This window comes from Rhizobium sp. CRRU65 (assembly GCF_048551595.1).
Classification (GTDB): domain Bacteria; phylum Pseudomonadota; class Alphaproteobacteria; order Rhizobiales; family Rhizobiaceae; genus Rhizobium; species Rhizobium leguminosarum_J.
The window spans coordinates 1-879 of the sequence record NZ_JBLYZH010000051.1 but is presented as its reverse complement, the minus strand read 5'-3'; the positions used below and the strand labels follow the sequence as shown (position 1 = coordinate 879).

Genomic DNA, 879 nt, shown 5'->3' with positions numbered 1-879 from the left:
GCGGTGGCAAGCCGGTGCCGTTGAAGAACAATACCGATACCGCAATTGACATTGCGGCACGCCAGCACGTGATCGTGGAGAAGGTTCTGGTCGTTCGCCGCACCGGTGGCAAGACCGGCTGGGCGCCCGGCCGCGATCTCTGGCATCACCAGGAGGTCGCCACGGTGAAGGCGGAATGCCCGCCGGTGAAGATGAAGGCGGAAGATCCGTTGTTCATTCTTTATACATCAGGCTCGACCGGCAAGCCGAAGGGCGTGCTGCACACGACCGGCGGTTATCTCGTCTATGCGGCGATGACGCATGAATATGTCTTCGATTATCACCACGGCGACGTCTACTGGTGTACGGCCGATGTCGGCTGGGTGACCGGCCACTCCTATATCGTCTACGGGCCGCTTGCGAACTGCGCGACGACACTGATGTTCGAGGGCGTGCCGAATTTCCCGGACCAGGGTCGTTTCTGGGAAGTCATCGACAAGCACAAGGTCAACATCTTCTATACGGCGCCGACGGCGATCCGCTCGTTGATGGGTGCCGGAGACGAATTCGTCACGCGCTCCTCGCGCTCTTCGCTGCGCCTGCTCGGCACGGTCGGCGAGCCGATCAATCCCGAGGCCTGGGAATGGTATTACAATGTCGTCGGCGACAAGCGCTGCCCTGTCATCGATACGTGGTGGCAGACGGAAACCGGCGGCCACATGATCACGCCGCTGCCCGGCGCCACCGATCTGAAACCCGGTTCGGCGACGACCCCGTTCTTCGGCGTCAAGCCGCAGCTGGTCGACAATGAGGGCAAGGTGCTGGAAGGTCCGGCCGACGGCAATCTTTGCATCACCGACAGCTGGCCGGGCCAGATGCGCACGGTCTATGGCGATCACG

At 62.0% G+C, this 879-nt stretch carries 1 protein-coding gene; it reads left to right on the top strand.

The annotated features are described in order from the left end of the window. Nucleotides 1–879, top strand: an 879-nt coding sequence (locus ACM5SV_RS36595; protein WP_419425531.1) for an AMP-binding protein, incomplete at both ends; no start/stop codon positions are given.